The sequence below is a fragment of the Bradyrhizobium sp. HKCCYLRH2047 genome (genome assembly GCF_051168175.1).
In the GTDB taxonomy this organism is placed as follows: Bacteria; Pseudomonadota; Alphaproteobacteria; order Rhizobiales; family Xanthobacteraceae; genus Bradyrhizobium.
Genome location: NZ_JBNPUM010000009.1, coordinates 346,308 through 367,682 on the forward strand (window position 1 = coordinate 346,308; position 21,375 = coordinate 367,682).

Annotated in this window: 19 protein-coding genes; 5 read left to right on the forward strand and 14 right to left on the reverse strand. The window is 65.6% G+C overall.

The window, feature by feature from the left end; genetic code table 11:
• Positions 1-53: 53 nt before the first annotated feature.
• Positions 54-674 (reverse strand): GNAT family N-acetyltransferase, encoded by a 621-nt coding sequence (locus tag ACQR1D_RS22960; protein WP_315805207.1) that lies wholly within the window; start codon positions 672-674, stop codon positions 54-56.
• Positions 675-751: 77 nt separating this feature from the next.
• A complete protein-coding gene (locus ACQR1D_RS22965) occupies positions 752-955 on the reverse strand; it encodes a DUF1127 domain-containing protein (protein WP_315805208.1) in 204 nt (67 codons plus the stop codon).
• 113 nt (positions 956-1,068) lie between these two features.
• Here ACQR1D_RS22965 and ACQR1D_RS22970 point away from each other — a divergent pair, with 113 nt between their 5' ends.
• The 3 genes from ACQR1D_RS22970 (at position 1,069) to ACQR1D_RS22980 (ending at position 3,990) form a co-directional block, all read left to right on the forward strand.
• Positions 1,069-1,989 (forward strand): transcriptional regulator GcvA, encoded by a 921-nt coding sequence (locus ACQR1D_RS22970; RefSeq protein WP_315805209.1) that lies wholly within the window; start codon positions 1,069-1,071, stop codon positions 1,987-1,989.
• Positions 1,990-2,109: 120 nt separating this feature from the next.
• Positions 2,110-3,420, forward strand: coding sequence for an MFS transporter (locus ACQR1D_RS22975; RefSeq protein ID WP_315805210.1), 1,311 nt, complete (start codon positions 2,110-2,112; stop codon positions 3,418-3,420).
• 87 nt (positions 3,421-3,507) lie between these two features.
• The gene (locus ACQR1D_RS22980) at positions 3,508-3,990 is read left to right on the forward strand and encodes a CinA family protein (RefSeq protein WP_434838536.1); all 483 of its coding nucleotides are present in this window, start codon (positions 3,508-3,510) and stop codon (positions 3,988-3,990) included.
• A gap of 211 nt (positions 3,991-4,201) precedes the next feature.
• On the opposite strand, the gene ACQR1D_RS22985 is transcribed toward ACQR1D_RS22980, so the two are convergent.
• From ACQR1D_RS22985 to ACQR1D_RS23030, 10 genes are all read right to left on the reverse strand, one after another.
• Positions 4,202-5,542 carry an HlyD family type I secretion periplasmic adaptor subunit gene (locus ACQR1D_RS22985; RefSeq protein WP_315805212.1) on the reverse strand — a complete coding sequence of 447 codons (1,341 nt, stop codon included), beginning with the start codon at positions 5,540-5,542 and terminating at the stop codon, positions 4,202-4,204.
• On the reverse strand, positions 5,539-7,281 hold the full coding sequence (locus tag ACQR1D_RS22990) for a type I secretion system permease/ATPase (RefSeq protein ID WP_434838535.1): 1,743 nt from the start codon (positions 7,279-7,281) through the stop codon (positions 5,539-5,541). Before ACQR1D_RS22990 ends, ACQR1D_RS22985 begins: the two co-directional genes overlap by 4 nt.
• A 194-nt stretch (positions 7,282-7,475) precedes the next feature.
• On the reverse strand, positions 7,476-7,745 hold the full coding sequence (locus ACQR1D_RS22995; protein ID WP_316182845.1) for a GlsB/YeaQ/YmgE family stress response membrane protein: 270 nt from the start codon (positions 7,743-7,745) through the stop codon (positions 7,476-7,478).
• A 124-nt stretch (positions 7,746-7,869) separates the two neighbouring features.
• Entirely contained in the window at positions 7,870-8,853 is a 984-nt protein-coding gene (locus ACQR1D_RS23000; RefSeq protein ID WP_434838534.1) for an ABC transporter ATP-binding protein, read from the reverse strand.
• Positions 8,854-9,088: 235 nt separating this feature from the next.
• On the reverse strand, positions 9,089-10,501 hold the full coding sequence (locus ACQR1D_RS23005; RefSeq protein WP_316216677.1) for an amidase: 1,413 nt from the start codon (positions 10,499-10,501) through the stop codon (positions 9,089-9,091).
• Positions 10,498-10,695 (reverse strand): hypothetical protein, encoded by a 198-nt coding sequence (locus ACQR1D_RS23010; protein WP_315805217.1) that lies wholly within the window; start codon positions 10,693-10,695, stop codon positions 10,498-10,500. The genes ACQR1D_RS23005 and ACQR1D_RS23010 overlap by 4 nt, the downstream gene beginning before the upstream one ends.
• 29 nt (positions 10,696-10,724) lie before the next feature.
• Complete coding sequence (locus ACQR1D_RS23015) at positions 10,725-11,774, reverse strand: ABC transporter ATP-binding protein (RefSeq protein WP_315805218.1); 1,050 nt, start codon at positions 11,772-11,774, stop codon at positions 10,725-10,727.
• A gap of 223 nt (positions 11,775-11,997) precedes the next feature.
• Positions 11,998-12,900 (reverse strand): ABC transporter permease, encoded by a 903-nt coding sequence (locus tag ACQR1D_RS23020; RefSeq protein WP_316216678.1) that lies wholly within the window; start codon positions 12,898-12,900, stop codon positions 11,998-12,000.
• 2 nt (positions 12,901-12,902) lie between these two features.
• Positions 12,903-13,856 (reverse strand): ABC transporter permease, encoded by a 954-nt coding sequence (locus tag ACQR1D_RS23025; protein WP_315805220.1) that lies wholly within the window; start codon positions 13,854-13,856, stop codon positions 12,903-12,905.
• Between the two features lie 170 nt (positions 13,857-14,026).
• The gene (locus tag ACQR1D_RS23030; RefSeq protein ID WP_316216679.1) at positions 14,027-15,646 is read right to left on the reverse strand and encodes an ABC transporter substrate-binding protein; all 1,620 of its coding nucleotides are present in this window, start codon (positions 15,644-15,646) and stop codon (positions 14,027-14,029) included.
• 246 nt (positions 15,647-15,892) lie between these two features.
• Between ACQR1D_RS23030 and ACQR1D_RS23035 the strand changes: the two genes are divergently transcribed.
• Positions 15,893-17,488, forward strand: a complete 1,596-nt coding sequence (locus ACQR1D_RS23035; protein ID WP_316216680.1) for an ABC transporter substrate-binding protein — start codon at positions 15,893-15,895, stop codon at positions 17,486-17,488.
• A gap of 82 nt (positions 17,489-17,570) precedes the next feature.
• Here the strand turns inward: ACQR1D_RS23035 and ACQR1D_RS23040 are convergent, their stop codons facing one another.
• Positions 17,571-18,590, reverse strand: a complete 1,020-nt coding sequence (locus tag ACQR1D_RS23040) for a hypothetical protein (protein ID WP_316216681.1) — start codon at positions 18,588-18,590, stop codon at positions 17,571-17,573.
• Positions 18,591-18,671: 81 nt separating this feature from the next.
• Between ACQR1D_RS23040 and ACQR1D_RS23045 the strand changes: the two genes are divergently transcribed.
• Positions 18,672-19,067 (forward strand): hypothetical protein, encoded by a 396-nt coding sequence (locus ACQR1D_RS23045; RefSeq protein ID WP_315805224.1) that lies wholly within the window; start codon positions 18,672-18,674, stop codon positions 19,065-19,067.
• A 59-nt stretch (positions 19,068-19,126) separates the two neighbouring features.
• Here the strand turns inward: ACQR1D_RS23045 and ACQR1D_RS23050 are convergent, their stop codons facing one another.
• The gene (locus ACQR1D_RS23050; protein ID WP_315805225.1) at positions 19,127-21,352 is read right to left on the reverse strand and encodes a CHASE2 domain-containing protein; all 2,226 of its coding nucleotides are present in this window, start codon (positions 21,350-21,352) and stop codon (positions 19,127-19,129) included.
• Positions 21,353-21,375: the final 23 nt, after the last annotated feature.

Here is a 21,375-nt window from a genome sequence, read left to right on the forward strand (position 1 = left end):
ACTGTAACGCCGCGGCGTGCGGGATGCCCCGCCTTCGCGGGACATGACGACCGCTATTTGTTGTCGAACATCACGGCTTGCAGCCCGCGACTGATAAGTTGAAAATCTGCACTCGGTGAATCCGCCACCACGCCGCTCAGCCCCTTCTCGAACCTCACCAGCGTCCAGTCATCCGCATGCGGCTGGATCGTGAAACCGGCCTTGCGGGCGAGCGCGATCATCACGTCGTTGGTACGCAGCGCGTCGCCTGACAGCGTGGCGCCGCCGAGCGCGCGGGCGCGCCGCTCGAGATTTGCGATCAGGGCCGGGCCGATGCCGTGGCCGTGCCAGCGGTCGAGCACCGAGAGGCCGAACTCGACGCGACCAGTGGCGCGGTCCAGCGCATAGCGCGCCTCGGCCACGATGCCTTCGACGCCGTCATGGTCCATCGTCGCGATCAGGCTGTACCGGTCGTTGCGGCCGAGCGCGACGAAATCCTCGAGCACCGCCTTTGGCAGCTCGTTGAGCGCGCCGAGGAAACGCTTGTGGCGCGAGCGTTGGCTCAAGGACCGGACATAGCTCTGCAGCGCCTCGGCGTCGTCAGGTGTGACGAAGCGCAGGCGCACCTCCTCACCGCGCCGCGTGTGAATGGTGTTGGAGCCGGCAGCGAGATCGGCAATGGCGGGCGTCGGCATGCGCGGCTCCAACGGGGAAGCTTGCCGGCGCCCTCCTTTGCGGAGCGGCGCCGGCGCGGCGGGATGAGTGAGGGGGATCAACCCCGCCAGAAAGGCTTATCGATCTCGGCGGCGATATCGCTGCGGGACAGGCCGAGATCGTGCAGGTCGCGCTCCGACCACTGCGCGAGCTCGTGCCGGGTCCGGTAGCGGAAGCGCCAGGCCGCAAGCAGCTCCACGACGCCGGACCAGAACCCCGGGCCATGATGTTTCGTCATTGACGAGGAGACGTAGACGGACATGAAAGCCTCCTGAAAATTCCTTGAGGCTGCAATATCGAGCGCTTGCGCTTCATCCACAAACGACATTTACTACCGTTTCGGATGAAATAACATCATGAACCGGGAGGCCGCGAATGGCCCGGCTACCGTCGCTGAATGGATTGCGGGCGTTCGAGGCTGCGGCGCGGCATCTGAGCTTCACCCGCGCGGCCTCCGAGCTGAACGTGACGCAGACCGCCATCAGCCATCAGATCAAGCGCTTGGAAGACGAGCTCGGCATCCGCCTGTTCGTCCGCCAGAACCGCAGTCTCGCGCTGACGCCACAGGCCCGCGACTATCTTCCGCTCGTGCGCGCCGCATTCGACGATCTCCGGCTGGCAACGGAACGGCTGGTTCGCAAGGACAACGCCAAGGTGCTGACGGTCTCGACCATCGCCTCGCTGGCGGCGAAATGGCTACTGCCGCGGCTGACGGCCTTTCAGGAGGCCCATCCCGGCATCGACGTGCGCATCACGACCTCGACCGGCCTGGTCGATTTTCGCAAGGACGACGTCGACGCCGCGATCCGCTATGGCCGCGGCCACTGGCCGGGCGTGCGGGCGGAATGGCTGATGGCCGACGAGCTGTTTCCGGTCTGCAGTCCGGCGCTGCTGCAGGGCGACAAGCCGCTGCGCTGTCCGGAGGACCTCGCGCATCACACGCTGCTGCAGGCCAGCGGAGGTTATGACGACGATTGGCGGCTCTGGCTGACCGCGGCGGGTCTGCCGGTCGAGATGTCGCGGCAGGGCCGGCTGAGCTTCGACCTGTCGCTGATGACCGTCCAGGCCGCGATCGACGGGCTCGGCGTTGCGATCGGGCGGACGGCCTACGTCCAGGACGACATCGCCAAGGGCCGGCTGGTGGTGCCGTTCAAGATGACCCTGCCGAGCGATGCCGGCTTCTATCTGGTGACGCCGGAGGGCCGGACCGATCCGCCGAAGCTGAAGGCGTTCCGGCAATGGCTGAAGGGTGCAGTGCAGCAGAAGTCGGCCGCGGCCAATTCTGTTCAGGCCTAGGGCTCCTTAGGCGCAAAACTATTGGCCGCCAGGGCCTGGCGTGGCAGATTGTCGCACCTTTCCCCTCGGCCGGCGTAGAAATCCTCCGCACGAGCCTCTCGACGGTAGGAGTCTCCCCGCGTGTCCTCAACGTCAATCCCGCAGCCGGCCACGATCCATTCGCGCATCGGCGCGATCCTGCGCGCCACCAGCGGCAATTTCCTCGAGCAGTTCGACTTCTTCCTGTTCGGCTTCTACGCGCCGATCATCGCCAAGGCGTTCTTCCCATCGGAGAACGAGACTGCATCGCTGCTCAATGCCTATGGCGTGTTCTGGCTCGGCGCCCTGATGCGACCGGTCGGCGCCATCGTGCTCGGCGCCTATGTCGACAAGATCGGCCGACGCCAGGGCCTGATCGTGACGCTCGGCATCATGGCGATCGGCACGATCGTCATCGCATTCTGCCCGACCTATGCGACGATCGGCATCGCGGCCCCGATCATCGTGCTGCTCGGCCGGCTGTTGCAGGGCTTCTCGGCCGGTGTCGAGCTCGGCGGCGTGTCGGTCTATCTGTCCGAGATCTCCACGCCCGGCAATCGCGGCCTCTACACCTCGTTCCAGTCGTCCAGCCAGCAGGTCGCGATCTTCGTCGCGTCGGTCATCGGCTACGTGCTCAACCAGGCCATGCCGGCGGACATCGTGGCCGCCTGGGGCTGGCGCATTCCCTTCTTCATCGGCTGCCTGATCATTCCGCTGATCTTCTTCCTGCGCCGCACGCTGGAGGAGACGCCGGCCTTCCTCGCGATGAAGAAGCACCCGACCGCGCGCGAAGTGTTCGCCTCGGCGCTGGAGAACTGGCGCATCGTGATCCTCGGCATGATGATCGCCGTGCTGACCACGACGATGTTCTACTTCATCACCGTCTACGGTCCCGGCTTCGGCAAGCAGCTGAAGCTGTCGGCGTCGGATTCACTGCTCGTCACTTTGCTGGTCGCCGTGACCAACTTTCTCTGGAATCCGGTCGGCGGCGCGGTGTCGGATCGGATCGGACGCAAGCCGGTGCTCGTGACCATCGCGGCGCTGGCATTCCTCACCGCCTACCCGGCGTTGCACTGGCTCGCGGCGGCGCCGAGCTTCGGCAAGCTGCTCACTGTCGAAATGCTGTTCTCGTTCTATTTCGGCGTCTATAGCGGCACCATGCTGGGCTGCCTGGTCGAGATCGTGCCTGCGCATGTCCGCACCACCTGCTTCTCGATCGCCTTTGCGCTGGCCGCTGGGCTGTTCGGCACCGCGACGCCGGCGGTCTCGACCTGGCTCATCAACAAGACCGGCGACAAGGCCTCGCCCGGCTACTGGCTGATGTGCGCCGCCGTGCTCGGCATCATCGCGGCGATGACGGTCTATCGCGGCGGCCGCCAGGCGGTCGCGGCGCGCGAGCCCGTGACCGCCTGATCGGGTTGTCTGTTCACGTCGCGGGCGGCATCATCGGATGCCGCCCATTTTTTTGACGGTGCGGCGGGAGCCGGAGCGAGGTTTGCCATGGATGAACTGATTGCCATCGCCGGTCAGGTCGCGGCGCGGCTGGTCGCACGCAAGCAGACGATCGCGGTGGCGGAATCCTCCGCCGGCGGCCTGATCGCGGCGGCGCTGCTCGCGGTGCCCGGCGCCTCGGCCTATTTTCTCGGCGGCGCCGTGGTCTATACGCGAGACGCGCGTCGCGTGCTGATGGACATTCCGGACGACGCGATGAAAGGGATCCGCTCGGCGTCCGAGCCGTATGCGGAGCTGCTGGCGCGGCAGATCAGGACGCGCTTTGCCACTGATTGGGGAGTGTCGGAGACCGGCGCCGCGGGTCCTGCCGGCAATCGCTACGGGGATGCGGCGGGCCATGCGTGTTTTGCCGTGGCCGGGCCAGCGTCGGCGGTGGTGACACTGGAAAGCGGCAGCAACGACCGCTTCGCCAATATGCGTTTGTTCGCGAAGAGCGCGCTTGAGTTGTTGCTGGAGAAGCTCGGCGAATAGCCTCCGCTGTCGTCCCGGGCAAGCCCGGCGACGCGAAGCGGCGGCGGGCGCCGACCCGGGACCCATACCGCGTGATCTGTCTTGGGGCAGGCTGCGTGTTGCGCCGGTTGCGCAAACCGACTTCCCCCTGTGGCTATGGATCCACGCATTCGCGGGGATGACACCGAAATTGGGGCGCCGCCAGTGGCCACTCAGCGACCGGCCGACGATCTCACTTCTCCCGGAACGCGCGCATCAGCTGGTCGTGCAGTGGCTTCATCAGGTAGGAGATCACGGTGCGGTCGCCGGTCTGGACGAAGGCTTCCACCGGCATGCCCGGGATCAGCTTGACGTCGCCGAGCCGTGCGATCTCCTCCGGCGGCATCGACACGCGGATGGTGTAGTAGCTCTGGCCGGTGCGCTGGTCGGTGGTGACGTCGGGCGAGACGCGGCTGACGACGCCGTTCAGCTCCGGCGTGGTGCGCTGGTTGAAGGCGGACAGCCGCAGCAAGGTCTTCTGACCGACCTGCAGCTTGTCGATGTCCTGCGGGTTGACCTTGGCCTCGACCTGGAGATCGTCGCTCTGCGGCACGATCAGCATGATGGTATCGCCGGCGGTGATGACGCCGCCCACGGTATGCACGGAGGACTGCAGCACCATGCCGTCCTGCGGCGCGCGGATGTCGACGCGGCGGAGCTGATCCTCGGCGGTCACCTTGCGCTCGACGAACTCGCCGATCTTGTCGGTGGTCTCGCGCAGATCCTTGGACACCTCGCTGACCATGTCCTTATCGACCTGGATGATCTGCAGCTCGGTCTCGCTGATCTTGCCCTTGGCCTGCGCCCGCGCCGCGATGAACTGCGCACGCTCGCCGTTGAGGCGGGCGGCGTCGCGCTCCAAGGTGGTCAGGCGCGACAGCTGCACCAGATGCTGCTCATAGAGCTGGCGCACGCCGTCGAGCTCCTTCTGCACCAGCGCGATCTCCTGGTCCTTGGCACTGACCTGCGCCGAGAGCCCCTCGATCTCCTCGTTCAGCTGGGTGACCCGCTCGCGCAGCTGCGCCTTCTGGCCGATGCGGCCGTTGACGCGGACCTCGAACAGCTTGGTCTCGCTCGCCGTCAGGCTCTTGACCTCGGGATCGCTCATGCGCTGCAGCAGCTGCGGCGGAAACAGGATCTTGGCCCAGCCGCGCTGCTCGGCCTCCAGCCGCGCGGCGCGCGCCTGCAGCGCATCGAGATTCTTGGTGACGATGGCGAGAGACGCCTTGGTCACGGTGTCGTCGAGCCTGACAACGATGTCGCCGGACTTGACGACGTCGCCGTCGCGCGCCCGGAGCTCGCCGACCACGCCGCCGGTCGGATGCTGCACCTTCTTGACGTTGGATTCGACCACGATCTGGCCGGGCGCGATCAGCGCGCCGGAGATCTGCTGCGTTGCGGCCCAGCCGCCGAACCCGCCGGCGACCGCGACGACGACGCCCATGCCGATCAGCAGGTGGCGGCGGATCGACTCGCGCACACTTTCCGTCTTGCGGCCGCCAGGAAGTGGACCGGCAATGACCTGACTGCTCATGGCTTCGCCACTCCGGCTTCCGAGACGATCTTGATCGGCGACGGCGCACGCGGCTGCAGCACCTGCGCCAGCACCGTCTCCTTCGGACCGAACGCCTGGGCCCGGCCGTCCTTCATCACCAGCACCTGATCGACCGCCTCGATGCCGATCGGCCGGTGCGCGACGACGACGACGATGGCGCCGCGCGCCCGCGCCGAGCGCACGGCGCGCGACAGCGCCTCGTCGCCCTCGGTGTCGAGATTGGAGTTGGGCTCGTCGAGCACGATCAGGAACGGGTTGCCATAGAGCGCGCGCGCCAGCGCCACACGCTGCGCCTGCCCTGCGGAGAGCGCCGCGCCCTGCTCGCCGATCTCTGTATCGTAGCCCTCGCGCATCTTGATGATCATGTCATGCACGCCGGCCTCCTTGGCAGCGGCGATGATGCCCTCGGCCGAGGCATTCGGGTCGAAGCGACAGATGTTCTGCGCCACGGTGCCGGCGAACAGCTCGACGTCCTGCGGCAGATAGCCGACATGGCGGCCAAGCTCATCCGTCGACCATTGGTCGAGCGCGGCGCCGTCCAGCCGGACATGGCCGCGCACCGGACGCCAGACACCGACGAGCGCGCGGACCAGAGAGGACTTGCCCGACGCGCTCGGACCGATGATGCCGAGGCCATTGCCGGCCGACAGCGCGAAGCTCACGTCCTGCACGATCGCTTTCTGATCCCCCGGAGCGACGATCGAGATGGCCTCGACCGAGAGCTTGCCGACCGGCGGCTGCAGCAGGGTCGGCGCCGATCGCTGCGGCATCGTCTGCAACAGATGGCTGAGACGGCGCCAGCTCTGGCGCGCGGCGACGAAACTCTTCCAATGCGCGATCGCGAGATCGACCGGCGCCAGCGCCCGCGCGCTCAGGATCGAGCCGGCGATGATGATGCCGGCGGTCGCCTCCTGGTGGATCACGAGATAGGCGCCGACCGCGAGCACCGCCGACTGCAGCATCATGCGCAGCACCTTGGCGATGGCACCGAGGCCGCCGGCGACATCGCTGGCGCGCTGGTTGCCGGCGAGATATTTCTCGTTGGTCTCGCTCCAGCGCGACAGCATGCGCCCAGTCATGCCCATCGCGACCAGGACCTCGGCGTTGCGGCGGCTTGCGGTGACCAGATCGTTGCGGCGCGCGGCGAGCCCCATCGCCTCCTTGGCCGGCGAGCGGGTGAGGAATTCGGTGATCAGCGTCAAGGTGACGAGGATGATGGCGCCGGCGAGCGCGGTGACGCCGAGCATGACGTGGAAGGCGAAGCAGATCGCCAGATACAGCGGCAGCCACGGCAGGTCGAAGAACGCGCCCGGCCCCTGGCTGCCGAGGAAGCTCCTGATGTTGTCGAGGTCGCGCAGCGGCTGCAGCCCCTCGTTGCGGCCGCCCGCCGACAGCGGCAGCCGCACCACGGTGTCGAACACCCGCGCGTTCAGGCTCTCGTCGAGCGCGGTGCCGATCCGGCCGAGAATGCGGCTGCGGATCATGTCGAGTGCGCCCTGGGCGGCGTACAGCCCGGCGGCGATGATGATGAGGCCGATCAGCGTCGGCACGGACCGGCTCGGCAGCACCCGGTCGTAGACCTCGAGCATGAAGATCGAGCCGGTGAGATACAGCAGGTTGATGATGCAGCTCATCACCCCGACGCCGATGAAGGCGCTGCGGCAACCGCGCAAGGCATCGCTGAGCTCGGATTGCCTCACGTGAGGTGCGGCCGCCATCACCACCATCTCTTCAATTGATCAAATGAGCTGCATGACCGCCGATCAAAGGCACAAACTGGCGGTAAACAAGGCGAAATATACTGATTCCCGCGGTGAGCGTCCAACGATGCTCACTTTAGCGTAAATTAGTGATGTGTTCGGGTATGTCGCATAGCCCGGTGCAAACGTTCAGCCGCGCAGGATCGCGAGCCCTAGAGCCGCCCGCCGGTCCGCACCAGCCGCACCACCAGCAGGAGAATGATGGCGCCGAGCGCGGAATAGACGATTTCCGAAACGAGGCCGGTCCCGATCCGGATTCCGAGCCGCGGGAAGATCAGGCTCGCGACCAAGGCGCCGAGCACCCCGATCACGATGTCGCCGACCAGGCCGAAGCCGGTGCCGCGGACGATCTTGCCGGCCAGCCAGCCAGCGATCAGACCGACAAACAGGATGACCAAGATACCTTCGTTCGATACGTGCATGGCATGTCCTCAACCGGCGCGGCCGATCGAGGGCGCGCATTGCCGCACCTTAGCGAGGCGACCGCGACGCTTCGACACGCGATGCACAGTTCCGGCCTGGGAATGGAGCGTTTCGGGCCAACCGTTACGTTGCCGCCACACTTGCCGAAGCTTCCGCGAGGATGCAGCGCGCCAGCCGCTGCGGGCCGAGCGCGACGTTCGGCGGCGGCGCCTCCGCGCAGCGCGGCTGCGCCAGGCCGCAGCGCGGTGCGAACGAGCAGCTCCGCGGCGCCTGGTCGAGCGAGGGCGGCGTGCCCGGGATGGTCTGCAGCCGCTCGCCGCGTTTTGCGCCGTGAATGGTCGAAGCCAGCAGGCCCCGGGCATAGGGGTGCACGGGCTGACGGACGATGTCGCGCAAGTTGCCCTGCTCGACGATCTCTCCGGCATACATCACGGCAACGCGGTCGCAGATCTCGATGGCGACGCCGATGTCGTGGGTGACGAAGATGACGGACATGCCGAACTCGCGCTGCAGCTCGCGCAGCAGCAGCAGGATCTGGATCTGAACAGTGGCGTCGAGCGCGGTGGTGGGCTCGTCGGCGAGCAGCACCTTCGGCCGGCACGCCAGCGCCAGCGCGATCATCGCGCGCTGCCGCATGCCGCCGGACATCTCGTGCGGGTAGGACTCCAGCCGCCGCTTGGCCGAGGGAATGCGGACGACGTCGAGCATCTCCAGCGCCCGCGCGGAGGCTTCCGCGTAGCTCTTGCCCTCGTGGCGCATCACGGTCTCGGCGATCTGCCGGCCGATCGTATAGACCGGATCGAGCGCCAGCCCCGGCTCCTGGAAGATCATCGACACCGAGCGGCCGCGAAACTGCGACAGCTCGTCATCGCTCATCGCCAGCACGTCCCGGCCCAGCACCTTGACGTGGCCTGCGATCTGGGTGCGCTTCTTCGGCAACAACCGCATCAGCGCCCGCATCGTTACGCTCTTGCCCGAGCCGGACTCGCCGAGCAGCCCGAGCACCTCGCCATCGCCGAGCGACAGACTGACATCGTTCACCGCATGCACGGTGCGCTCGCCGGTGAAGCGGATGGTGAGGTTGTCGATCTCGACGAGGTTGGTCATGGCAATCTGATCCTGACAAACTCGGTGTCGTCCCGGGCAAGCACGGCGGCGCAACGCGCCGTCGCGCGCCGACCCGGGACCCATACTCCCGATCCACAATTGCGGCACCATCGCCACTCCGAGCCATCGCAAAACGACGGCCGGTGGCTATGGATCCCGGCTCTGCGCCTGCCGTCGCTGCGCGACGTCAGGCTTGGCCGGGACGACACCGAATGTGAGGAGCGAGCGCTACGCTTCATGGCAGCGTCGGCACCCTGGCGTGGAAATCCGTCGCGCGCTGGAACGCGGCGCCGATGGTCAGGATGGTGGCTTCATCGAAGGAGCGGCCGATCAATTGCATGCCGACCGGAAGTCCCGTCGACGTGAAGCCGGTCGGGATCGCCAGCGACGGCAGGCCGAGATAGTTCACCGGGCGCGTGAAGCGGGTGATGCGCTGGATCACGGCTTCCGCGCCGGGCGCGCCGCCGACATCGCTGTCGGCGATCGACGGCGTCACCAGCGGCGACACCGGCGCGATCACGGCATCGACGCCGGAGGTTGCCGCGACATGCGCCGCCAGGGCCGCACCGCGCCAGCGCAACGCTTCGAGATAGGCGACGCCGGAGACGGCCAGAGCGTTCTGCAGCCGCATCAGCACCTGCGGGCCATAGTCCTGCGGACGCTCGATCATCCAGCGCTTATGGAAGGCCGCCGCTTCGACCGCGAGCACGAGCTGGCAGGCTGCGGTGAGCTGGCGCTGATCCGGCAGCTCGACCTGAACCACATCGGCGCCCTCGGTCTTCAGCACCGCGATCGTCGCATCGAGACAGCGCGCCACCTCAGGATCGAGGTCGTCGACATAGAACGCCTTGGGCACGCCGATCCTGAGACCCTTGATCGAGGCCTGGGTGGCGGCGACATAGTCCGACACGGGCGCCGCGCTGGCGGTGGGATCCTCGGGATCGGGACCAGCCATCAGCCCGAGAATCAGCGCACAATCCTCCGCCGTCTGCGCCAGCGGCCCGACCGTGTCGAGCGATTGCGACAGCGGCATCGCACCGGCGCGGCTGACGCGGCCCCAGGTCACCTTCAGGCCGGTGACGCCGCAGAAATTCGCGGGCATGCGGATCGAGCCGCCGGTGTCGGAGCCGAGCGCCGCGAAGGTCAGGCGCGCGCCGACCGCCGAGCCGGAGCCGGACGACGAGCCGCCGGTGACGTAGCCGAGCTTCCAGGGATTGTGCACCGGACCGTAATGCGCGTTGTGCCCGGTCGGGCCGTAGGCGAATTCGGCCATCTGCAAGGTGCCGAGCCGGATCGAACCGGCATCCTTCAGCCGCTGCAGCGCGGTCGAGGTCGTCGTTGCGACGAAGTCGCGCCGGATCAGCGAGCCGCAGGTCGAGATGTGGCCGGCCTCGTAATACATGTCCTTGTGCGCGAGCGGAACGCCGTGCAGCGGCCCCTTGGGGCCGTCCTTGGCAAGCGCGGCATCGGCCTCGGCGGCGGCCTTCAGCGCCGGCTCGGACTCGATCGCCATGAAGGCGTTCAGCTTCGGCTGCCACTGCGCAATGCGATGCAGACAGGAGCGCGTCACCTCGACCGAAGAGAGCTTCCTGTCCGCGATCGCCTTCGCGACGTCCATCAGGGTCATCAAGGCAGGTTCGGTGCTCATCGGCCCACCTTCAGCGTCTGCGCCACGACGTAGCTCGCCGGCTCCAGGTCGAACGGCAGGGTGCCGGCAACGGCCGCGAAGTTGTCGAAGGCCGGTCCGATCGAGTCGGCGATCCGGGTCGCAACCTCCTTGTCGACGGGCAGGCCGGAGGCCTCCGCGATGGCTTGGACTTGCTGGGGCGTGGGTCTGGTCATTGACGCTTCTCGCTGCTGGTGTCCGCTCGTCAGGCGGCCGGCGCCCGGCTGTGTCCCGAGCCGGGGATCGCCATGTGGCAGGCGGCCTGATGGCCCATTGTATCCAGCTCCGTCAACCTTGGCGCGACATTCGCGCATGGCGCCTCGGCAAATGGACAGCGGGTGTGGAAGCGGCAGCCGGCGGGCGGATCGATCGGATTGGGCGGATCCCCGGACAGCGGCGGCACCTCCGTGCGCCTGTCGGGATCGGAGGACGGCATCGCCGCCAGCAGCGCCCGTGTATAGGGATGCGCCGGCTTGGCCCAGACCTGCTCGACCGGGCCGAGCTCGACGACCTCGCCGAGATACATCACCAGCACGCGGTCGGAGATGTAGTTGATGACGTTGAGGTCGTGGCTGATGAACAGATAGGTCAAGCCGAACTCGCGTTTCAAGTCCATCAGCAGGTTCAGCACCTGCGCCTCGACCGACTTGTCGAGCGCCGACACCGCCTCGTCGAGGATGACGAGCCGTGGCGAGAGAGCCAGCGCGCGCGCGATGTTGACACGCTGGCGCTGGCCGCCGGAGATCTCGTGCGGATAGCGGTTGGCGAAGGTTTCGGGCCGCAGCCCGACCTTGCCGAGCAGATCGCGGGCAAGCGCGCGCGCCGCGCCATCCGCCATGCCGTGCACCTTCGGCCCGAACGCGATCGACTCCTCGATCGTCAGTCGCGGATTGAGCGAAGCATAGGAGTCCTGGAACACCATCTGCATGCCGCGGCGCAGCTCGCGCAGGGACATCTCTTGGCCGACCTGCCGGCCGTCGAAGATGATCTCGCCGGCATCGCGGTCCATCAGATGCATCAGGAGCCGCGCCGTCGTCGACTTGCCACAGCCGGACTCGCCGACGATGCCGACCGTCTCGCCCTTGCCGATCGCGAACGAGACATCATCGACCGCGCGCACCGTCTTGCGCGCGCCGAACAGGCCACCGCGCACCGGGAAGTGTTTCGTGAGCCCATCAACGCGCAGCAATGGCTGCGCCTTGCCGCCGAGATCCTCGATCGGGGCAAGACCCATGACGGCTGTTGCTTCACTCATAGCGATAGACCCAGGTAGGTGCGGCAGATGCCGCTGCGCTCCCTCTCCCCGTTCTTACGGGGAGAGGGTTGGGGTGAGGGGCAGCCGCACGGGAGGTGTATGTGGTGAGACCTGTACCCCCTCACCCGGATCGCATCTTGCGATGCGATCCGACCTCTCCCCGCAGGCGGGGAGAGGTGCACTGCCGATGCGTTTCGACCGTTGTTTAAAATGGCCATGCCCATCAGCTCCGGATATCCATCGCACTGCGCAGGCCGTCGCTCAGCAGATTGAAGCAGATCGAGACCGCGAAGATCATCACGCCGGGCAGCGCCGCCACCCAGGGATTGACGTAGATCGCGGTGCGCAGCGTGTTCAGCATCAGGCCCCATTCCGGCTCCGGCGGCTTGGTGCCGAGACCGAGGAAGGAGAGACCGGCGGCGAGGATCATCGACACCGAGATCAGGCCGGTCGCGTAGACGAAGATCGGCCCGAGCACATTGCCGAGCATGTGCGCGCGCATGATCGTGAAGGCATTCGCGCCGGAGGCCCGCGCAGCCTCGACAAAGTCGCGGTTTCGCACGCCCGTGGTGACGCTCTCGGCGACGCGGGTGATCTGCGGCACGAACACGATGGTCAAGGAGACGATGGAGTTGGTGATGCCGGCGCCGAGCGCGCCGGAGATCGCGATCGCCAGCAGCACCGAGGGGAACGCGTAGAACACGTCGATGGTGCGCATGATCGCGGTGTTGACCCAGCCGCCGACATAGCCGGCGACGAGGCCCAGCATGGTGCCGATGCCGAACGCGAGAATGACCGGCGACATGCCGATCAGCAGCGACAGCCGGCCGCCATAGATCAGCCGCGCCAGCATGTCGCGTCCCAGCTCGTCGGTGCCGAGCAGATAGTTCGGCGTGCCGATGTGGCGCAGGCGCCGGATCATCGAGCCCTGATAGGGATCGGCGAGATGCAGATAGGGCGCTGATAGCGCCGAGAGAAAGATCAGCAGCAGGATCGCGACGCAGACCATGCTGACCTTGTCGCGGACGATCCGGCGACCGACGGTCGCCCAATAGCCGCGTGCGTTCGCGACCGGCGCGGCCTGCAGCGAGGCGTCGTCGATGGCGCCGGGGGGACTGACGCTCATCGTTAGCCTCGCTTGATGCGCGGATCGATCGCGGCCTGCGCGATGTCGACCACGAGATTGAGGATGACGAAGAACATCGCCAGCACCAGGATCGTGCCCTGCAGCAGCGGAAGGTCACGCTGGAAGATCGCCGAGTTCAACAGCAGGCCCGAGCCGGGCCAAGAGAAGACCGTCTCGATCAGGATCGAGCCGCCCAGCATGTAGCCGAGCTGCAGGCCCATGACCGCCAGCGCGGTCGGCGCGGCGTTCTTCAGCACATGGCGGAACACCTGGGTTTCGCGCAGGCCCTTCGCGCGCAACGCCTCGACGAAATCCTGGCTGAGGATGTCGCCGGTCAGCGCGCGCACGGTGCGGGTGATGATGCCCATCGGAATCACCGATGTTGTGATCGCGGGCAGGACCAGGAAGCGGATATGGGCCCAGTCCCACGACCATGCGCCCGAACCGGACGGACCGGCGCCGACCGCGGGCAGCCAGTTCAGCTCGACCGAGAAGATGATGACAAGCACCATGCCGAGCCAGTAATGCGGCACCGACACGCCGGCGATCGCGATCGAGGTCGCGACCTTGTCGATCCAGCTGTCGCGGAAATAGCCAGCGACGAGGCCGAAAAACAGGCCGAGCGAGAAGCCGATGATGGCCGCGGCGATCGCCAGGGTCACGGTGTTGGACACCGCGCGCAGCACCTCGGCGAGCACGGGCCGGCCGGTCGCGATCGAGCTGCCGAGATCGCCATTGACGGCGCGCCACAGCCACAGCCCGAACTGCACCGGCAGCGGCTTGTCGAAGCCGTAGGCGACGCGCAGCTGCTGCGCGAGCTCCTGCGACGCGTCGGCCGGCAGCACCGCGACGAGCGGGTCACCGGGCGTGATGTGAACAAGCATGAAGCAGACGAGCGCGACGCCGATGATGATCGGGATCGCATAGACCATCCGCCGGGCAGCATAAGAAAGCACGAGTCACCTTACTGAAAGTCTATCGATCGTCATGCCCGGGCTTGACCCGCCTGCGCGGCCGAAGCCGCTTCGGCGCGGCGAAGGCCCGGGCATCCACACCGCTGCCTCCGCGGGTCAAGCATGGATGGCCGGGTCAAGCCCGGCCATGACGAAGTGTAGATGGTGGATGCTTACGGCTCCACCGAGATCGGCGAGAAGTCGATGAACCAGCTCTTCGGCTGAACCACGCCTTTCACCTTCGGGCTCATCGCGCGCGGACCGACGTCATGCGCCACGTAGAGGAACGCGGCGTCATCGACCGAAGCCGCATGCAGCTCCGCCAGCGCCTTGTCGCGCTCGGCCGGATCGAAGGTCTGGCGCGCCTTCTTCACCAGCTCATCGAACTTCGGATTGTTGATGAAGCCCCAATTGTTGGAGACGGGAGGCGCCATCGACGACTGCAGGAAGCGCACCAGCGCGAAGAACGGATCCATCGCAGCATAGGTCACGTTGGTGGCGTTGGCGCCGTTGGCGGACGGATCCTTAGCGCCGCGCCGCCAGTTGGTGAACAGCGTATTCCACTCGATGACGTCGAGCTTGACGTCGAAATAGCACTCCGCCAGCGCCTGCTGCAGGTATTCGTTCATCGGCAGCGGCTGCATCTGGCCCGAGCCCGACGCCGAGGTCTGGATCTTGACCTCGAGCTTCTTGTTCGGCCCGAAGCCCGCCTCCTGCATCAGCTTCTGCGCGGCCGCCTTGTCGTATTTGATCTCGAAGGTGACGTTGCCGCGCCAGGGATGGCCCTTCTCGAACGTGCCGGTCGCCGGCACCATCAGGCCGGCAAGCAGCCCGTCGCGCAGACCCTCGCGATCGACGCAGAGATTGGCGGCTTTGCGGACGCGGATGTCGTTCCACGGCGAGCCTTCGATGCGCGAGAACTGCCACGGCCAGACATGCGGCTGCTCATTGGCGTAGAGCTTGAAGCCGCGCTGCTTGATTTCGGGCAGCGCATCAGGCGCCGGCGCCTCGACCCAGTCGACCTGGCCGGACAGCAGCGCCGCGGTGCGCGCGTTCGCCTCCGGCATCGGCAGCAGGATCATCTTGTCGGACTTGGGAATGCGTGCCTTGTCCCAGTAGGCCTCGTTCCTGACGAGCTCCAGCCGCTCGCGTGGCGTGAACTTCGCCATCTTCCACGGACCGGTGCCTGAGGCGTCCTTGGCGAAGGCGGCCCAGGCGGCTTGCGACTTCGCCTTGTCGTCGGCGCCGGTCGCGGACTCATAGAGCTTCTGCCACTTCGTCGGGCTCGCCATGAACAGATTGGTGAGGTTGATCGGCAGGAAGCTGTCCGGCTCCTTGGTCGTCAGCTCGACAGTGAGATCATCGATCTTGCGCGCCGACGCCAACGTCGGCATGCGCGAGGCGGTGACGCCGACCTGGCTCGGATCGAACTGCGGCGCGTCCTGCTTCAGCACCTTCTCGACGTTCCACACCACGGCGTCGGCATTGAACGGCGCGCCGTCATGGAAGGTGACGCCGGGACGCAGCTTGAACGTCCACTTGGTCTTGTCGGCATCGTCGACCTTCCACTCGCTGGCGAGGCCGGGGATGACGACGCTCGGCTTCTCCGCCGACGACAGGTCCCACATCGTCAGCGCGTCGTACATCGTGAGGCCGGTGAAGCGGTTGCCCTCGAAGCCCTGATCGGGCTGGCCGAGCGTGCGCGGAATGTCTGCCGCAGTCATGCCGATGCGCAGCACCGATTCCGCGCCGGCCGTTGCCGGTAGCGCGAGGACCGCTACGGTCGTCATCATCGCGGCCGCAACGGCTGCATGTTTGTCGATTGAAGTCGCAAGACGCGAGAGCACGATCTTATCTCCGATCAGCTGGCTAAATTCTGTGCAGCGTTATGCAACGGCTATGCCAGCGCTGCGCCGGACCGTCGCCCTGCGACGCGAGGTCACAACGTTTGTACTCAAATGATCCGTTTTGAGCTTTGGCACCCGGATTGCAGGATTTTGGCATTGAATTTGATCCGGGTCCCACGGAGCTTCATCCTGATGCGTACTAGATTGTCCCTGCTCGCCACGGCGCTTGCCCTCGGCCTCTCCATGGTTGCCGCGCGCGCCGAAACCGTCCTGCGTTACGGCATCTCGATGGCGGACATTCCGCTGACGACGGGCCAGCCCGATCGCGGCGCCGGCGCCTATCAGTTTACCGGCTACACGATCTATGATCCGCTAGTGGCCTGGGACATGAGCGTCGCCGACAAACCGGGCAGGCTCGTTCCGGGCCTCGCCAGCGAATGGAAGGTCGACGACGCCGACAGGACGAAGTGGCGCTTCACCCTGCGCAAGGGCGTCAAGTTCCACGACGGCAGCGACTTCAATGCCGACGCGGTGATCTGGAATCTGGACAAGGTGCTCAACGATAAGGCACTTCAGTTCGACAAGCGGCAGAGCGCGCAGGTGAAGACGCGGCTTCCGTCGGTGGCGAGCTACGCCAAGATCGACGACTCCACAGTGGAGATCACGACCAAGACGGTCGACTCGTTCTTCCCCTATCAGATGCTGTGGTTCCTGATTTCGAGCCCGGCGCAATACGAGAAGCTCGGCAAGGACTGGGACAAGTTCGCCAGCCAGCCCTCGGGCACCGGTCCATTCAAGCTGACCAAGCTGGTGCCGCGCGAGTTGGCCGAGCTCACGAAGAATTCCGAATATTGGAACAAGGATCGCATCCCGAAGACGGACAAGCTCGTGCTGGTGCCGATGCCCGAGGCGCTGACGCGCACCAACGCGCTGCTGGCCGGCCAAGTCGATCTGATCGAAACGCCGGCGCCCGACGCCGTGCCGCAGCTCAAGGCCGCCGGCATGAAGCTGGTCGACAACGTCACGCCGCACGTCTGGAACTATCATCTCAGCGTGCTGCCGGGATCGCCCTGGACCGACATCCGGCTGCGCAAGGCGCTCAACCTCGCGATCAATCGCGACGAGGTGGTCGGTCTGATGAACGGCCTGGCGAAGCCCGCCAAGGGCCAGGTCGACCCGTCGAGCCCGTGGTTCGGCAAGCCCACCTTCGACCTGAAATATGATCTCGCCGCAGCAAAGAAGCTGGTCGAGGATGCCGGCTACTCCAAGGACAAACCGCTGAAGACGACCTTCATCATCGCACAGGGCGGCACGGGCCAGATGCTGTCGCTGCCGATGAACGAATATCTGCAGCAGAGCTTCAAGGAGATCGGCATCGACATCGACTTCAAGGTCGTCGAGCTGGAGACGCTGTACACGCATTGGCGCAAGGGCGCCGCCGACGAGATGAACGCCGGCATCACCGCCAACAACATCGCCTATGTGACCTCCGATCCGCTCTACGCGATCGTGCGCTTCTTCGCCTCCGACCAGATCGCGCCCACCGGCGTCAACTGGGGCGGCTACAAGAACCCGAAGGTCGATGCGCTGATCAGCGAGGCGAAGCAGACCTTCGATCCGGCGAAGCAGGACGAGCTGATCGCACAGGCGCATGCGCTGGTCGTCGACGATGCCGCGCTGGTGTGGGTCGTCCATGACACCAACCCGCACGCGCTGTCGCCCAAAGTGAAGAAGTTCGTGCAGGCCCAGCACTGGTTCCAGGACCTGACCACGATCGGCGTGGAGTAGCGGTTCGGCGCCGGTTGCCGTCGCACTCGCAAAGAAGCCCGGCCGTCTGCCGGGCTTCTTCTTCAGCACAACAGCCAATATGTCATTTGCCGACGACGAACGCGCCCGAGTCAAATTTGTATGATGCTTGGAGAAAGCCGCCGTACCGCTCGTAGCTGAATGTCGTGGGCGATCCCGGGACGCCCGGGAATTGCGTGGTCCCGGATGTCGTCCGAGCGTACCAATAGCGCCCCCCGAGACCGACGCTGAAGTTTCTCGTCACGTCGTAAGACACGATACCTTCGAGCTGATAGCCCCAGCCGTTTCCGGACTGCGGAAGCGGATTGATGTCGGGCCGCAGCCAATGATTGTCGAACCCGCTCAGCCGGACATAGGGCAGAACGGCGCCATCGAGGGTGACGTTCCAGTTCTGACCCAGATGGAAGACGCCGTTCAACCCCAAGCGAAGCGAGTCCCAGTTCTCGGTCTTGCTGAGCACCAGCACGCCTCCGGCAACCGGAGCGAGACCACAGATGAACGGGTTGGTCGCGACCTGAGTACATCCGTACGCGTTGACGGTCTCATAGAAATGGTTGTAGCCGATGAAGGCGCCGACCTTGAACGCAGGCCCTCTCCAGAAATTGTAGCCGGCGTCGATCGTGCCGTACCACAGCCTGCCGCTGTTCACGTCGCTGACCGTGTTTGAGTATGGAATGACTGCCGGCGGATAGTCTTCGTCGTTGAGCGTGCCGCTGAAGATGTTTCCGCCGCCAGCAAAGCCCTTGGCGAAGAAGCCGACATTGTGATCGACCCTGGCGAAGCCTTCGCCGGCATGGCTGTTGAGATTCTTGTAGGTCAGCTGGGAATTGATCTGGCCTGCGACGAAAGGATCACCCAGCGTGTAACGGGTACGGCCCGAACTGTAGAAATAGCGAGCGCCGACCTCGAACTCCCACAGCGAAACCGGCGCCGGCGGCGCCTTGACCGGAAGATCCGCAGCGGACACCCCGCTGGCCCCAAGCACACACGCTGCCGCCGCGATGAGGCTGCCCCAGTGTGGCCGAGTGAAACGATATGGCGGAGCGAAACGCTTGACTGGCCCCCATGCCGGCTTCTCCTTCATTGGAGCAGCCGCACTTGTATCCTCGAAAGACTGCATCAATGCCCCCCATTTGCAGCATTTTGCCACCTTAAGTGGTTCATTATGGTATTGCACGTCTATAACGAGTACAATCCGACGCACATGCTCCCGAATCTTTCCTATCCCGCTGTTGCAGCCGCGCAACAAACGCCAAGCGCTCGACATCTGCTGGATCGCGCCGACGCCGTGCCGATCCTGCAGCGCCGGAGGCGCTTTCGTTCAGTCAAACTCGTTGTCGTCACGCTCGCGCTTGCCGGCAACATCGCGGTGGTGGACGCGCAGACATCCTCCACGAAGCCTGGCAACGTCGTCGCGCCATCGCCGCTGGCGCACGAGGGAGGCAAGCCACCGCGTATCAAACGGAGCCTTCCGCCGTCGCGTCCCGCCCGCCACGCTCCCGGCACTGAGAAACGCAGCACGCGTTGCCCGCCCTATTCGGCCTATGTGATCTGCAATTGATTACCATCGTCGCCGCGCCATGCCCGTCAGCGCGGCCGGGTCCATCCTTCGACGGATTGCTACTTCGTCAACAGCGCGTAGGCGCCGTTCCAATCCTCGGGCGGCGGATCGACCCGATAGTGGCGGATGCGCGCCTCGTAGAGATCGTAGAGCTTAGCCAGCTCCTTCGCCTCGTCCTTCCTCCGCCCTCGTTCGATTGCAGCCAGCGCCTCGTCCCAGTCGCAGTTGCGATAGGCGGCCAGCATCTCGATGGTGAGGTTGCGCAGCAGCTGGAAGCGCTCGGAATGCATCACGTCCTCGCGGCCGGTGATGGCATAGATCACCTCCGGCTCGGTCTTGCCCTTCACCATGATGAAGTCAAGCTCGAGGATGGCGAGCCTGTCCTTGACTGCCATGGCCGTCGCCGAGCCGACGATGATCGGGAAGCCGTATTCCTTGGATTGTCCTTCGAGGCGGGAGGCGAGGTTGACGCTGTCGCCGAGCGCCGAATAGTTGAACTTCAGATCGGAGCCCATGTTGCCGACCACGCCGATGCCGGTGTTGAGGCCGATGCCGACCTTGAGCGGAATGTAGACGTGGCCGCCATGCGCGGCCTCCTGCTCGCGCTCGCCGTTCACCCGATCGATCCGGTCGAGCATGTCGAGCGCGGCTTCGCAGGCGTTGATCTGATGGTCCTTGTCGGCGAGCGGCGCGTTCCAGAACGCCATGATGGCGTCACCCATATATTTGTCGACATAGCCCTTGCGGGCGATGATGGCGTCGGTGAGCGGCGTCAGGAACCGGTTCATGAGCTGGGTCAAGCCTTGCGGATCGTGCTTGTAGCTCTCCGAGATCGTGGTGAAACCGCGCACGTCCGAGAACATGACTGTGATCTCGCGCTCCTCGCCGCCGAGCTTGGGCGGCGAGTCCGCCAACTGCTCGACCAGAACGGGCGACAGATATTGCCCGAACACGGAGCGCATCTGCCGGCGCTGCTCCTGCTCGCGGACGAAATTGGCGAAGATCAGCGTCAGGTAGACCGCGGTTGTCGACAGCATCGGATAGGTGAAGTCGATCATCAGCCGGTGCTGGGTGTAGAAGTACCAGGAGAGGCCGAGCAGCGCGCTCGCGAACAGTCCCCCAACCATCACCAGGGTGATGGCGCCGAGCTGCGGCGCGAACACAATGACGAGAAAACCGAGCAGGACGGCCCCAAGGAACTCGACCACAACGCCCCAATAAGGCCGTGTCAGAATTGAGCCTGTCAGCACCGACTCCAGCACCTGGGCGTGTACCTCGACGCCCGGCATGGCCGAGTACACCGGAGTGGTCTTGATGTCGTTCAACCCGATGGCGGACGGGCCTATCAGGATCAGCTTCCGCGCAATCTTCTCCGGTGACACGCGGCCCTCGAGCACGTCGATGGCAGAGACATAGATGGATGGATCATGATTGGCGTAGTGCACCCAGATCTTGCCGTTGCCGTCGGTCGGAATCTGAAACCCACGCAGGCCAAGGCTGGTGATGCCGCCCTCCTCAGCCTTGACGAACACCGTGTCCGTGGCGGTCAGAACCCGCAGCATCTCGAAGCTCAGCGCCAGCATCGTGACGTCCTGTGCCCGCATGATCATCGGCACCCGGCGGATGATGCCGTCGCGCTCGGGCGGGATCGTAAACAGGCCACGCCCCGCCGCCGCATGCTCGATCACCGGCACGTTGCGCAGCAGCCCAGGAAACGGCTCCATGAACGGGATCGGGTCACCCAGCATCGCAAAGCCGGTCACGGGCAGTGTCTTGTCCAGATCGGTGCGCTTCTCGAGGCTGGCCGTCTCACCGAGCACGATGCGCGATCTTCGCAAGGTCTCGGCGAACACCTGATCGTTTGACGGCAACGCCTTCAGCTTCTCACGTGTCACCTCATCCAGACCGGGGAAGGTATCCGCCGCGATAGCCGGATTGAGCCGGTCGGGCTCGGCAAACACGACGTCGAAGGCGATGACAAGGGCGCCGAGCTGGGTCAGTTTCTCGATGATCTCGGCGATGCGCGTCCGCGGCCATGGCCACTGGCCGAGCTTGGGATCAGCGAGGCTCTTCTCGTCGATGTCGACAATGGTGACCGGGCGAACCGTCTTGGGCCGCGGACTGAGCGCCTGGAAATTATCGAAGGTGCGAAGACGCAACTCCTGCACCAGGGCCGGATCAGCGACGCGCAGCGCCGCGAACGCGACCAGCAGCAGCAGGCAGATCAGGCGCGCATAGCCAAACCTGCGTGCAAACCACCGGGGAACTGCTCTCAATCGCTTCATGCAGCAACCGATATCACACCGTG

Bases quoted from the DNA above. Each gene is read 5' to 3' on its own strand.
- ACQR1D_RS22985 (WP_315805212.1), bottom strand. From the start codon at position 5,542: ATGAGCAGTCAGGTCATTGCCGGTCCACTTCCTGGCGGCCGCAAGACG.
- ACQR1D_RS22970 (WP_315805209.1), top strand. From the start codon at position 1,069: ATGGCCCGGCTACCGTCGCTGAATGGATTGCGGGCGTTCGAGGCTGCG.
- ACQR1D_RS23000 (WP_434838534.1), bottom strand. From the start codon at position 8,853: ATGACCAACCTCGTCGAGATCGACAACCTCACCATCCGCTTCACCGGC.
- ACQR1D_RS23045 (WP_315805224.1), top strand. From the start codon at position 18,672: ATGGTATTGCACGTCTATAACGAGTACAATCCGACGCACATGCTCCCG.
- ACQR1D_RS23030 (WP_316216679.1), bottom strand. From the start codon at position 15,646: ATGATGACGACCGTAGCGGTCCTCGCGCTACCGGCAACGGCCGGCGCG.
- ACQR1D_RS23020 (WP_316216678.1), bottom strand. From the start codon at position 12,900: ATGAGCGTCAGTCCCCCCGGCGCCATCGACGACGCCTCGCTGCAGGCC.
- ACQR1D_RS23050 (WP_315805225.1), bottom strand. From the start codon at position 21,352: ATGAAGCGATTGAGAGCAGTTCCCCGGTGGTTTGCACGCAGGTTTGGC.
- ACQR1D_RS22995 (WP_316182845.1), bottom strand. From the start codon at position 7,745: ATGCACGTATCGAACGAAGGTATCTTGGTCATCCTGTTTGTCGGTCTG.
- ACQR1D_RS22965 (WP_315805208.1), bottom strand. From the start codon at position 955: ATGTCCGTCTACGTCTCCTCGTCAATGACGAAACATCATGGCCCGGGG.
- ACQR1D_RS23015 (WP_315805218.1), bottom strand. From the start codon at position 11,774: ATGAGTGAAGCAACAGCCGTCATGGGTCTTGCCCCGATCGAGGATCTC.
- ACQR1D_RS23040 (WP_316216681.1), bottom strand. From the start codon at position 18,590: ATGAAGGAGAAGCCGGCATGGGGGCCAGTCAAGCGTTTCGCTCCGCCA.
- ACQR1D_RS22990 (WP_434838535.1), bottom strand. From the start codon at position 7,281: ATGGCGGCCGCACCTCACGTGAGGCAATCCGAGCTCAGCGATGCCTTG.
- ACQR1D_RS23010 (WP_315805217.1), bottom strand. From the start codon at position 10,695: ATGACCAGACCCACGCCCCAGCAAGTCCAAGCCATCGCGGAGGCCTCC.
- ACQR1D_RS23035 (WP_316216680.1), top strand. From the start codon at position 15,893: ATGCGTACTAGATTGTCCCTGCTCGCCACGGCGCTTGCCCTCGGCCTC.
- ACQR1D_RS22960 (WP_315805207.1), bottom strand. From the start codon at position 674: ATGCCGACGCCCGCCATTGCCGATCTCGCTGCCGGCTCCAACACCATT.
- ACQR1D_RS23005 (WP_316216677.1), bottom strand. From the start codon at position 10,501: ATGAGCACCGAACCTGCCTTGATGACCCTGATGGACGTCGCGAAGGCG.
- ACQR1D_RS22980 (WP_434838536.1), top strand. From the start codon at position 3,508: ATGGATGAACTGATTGCCATCGCCGGTCAGGTCGCGGCGCGGCTGGTC.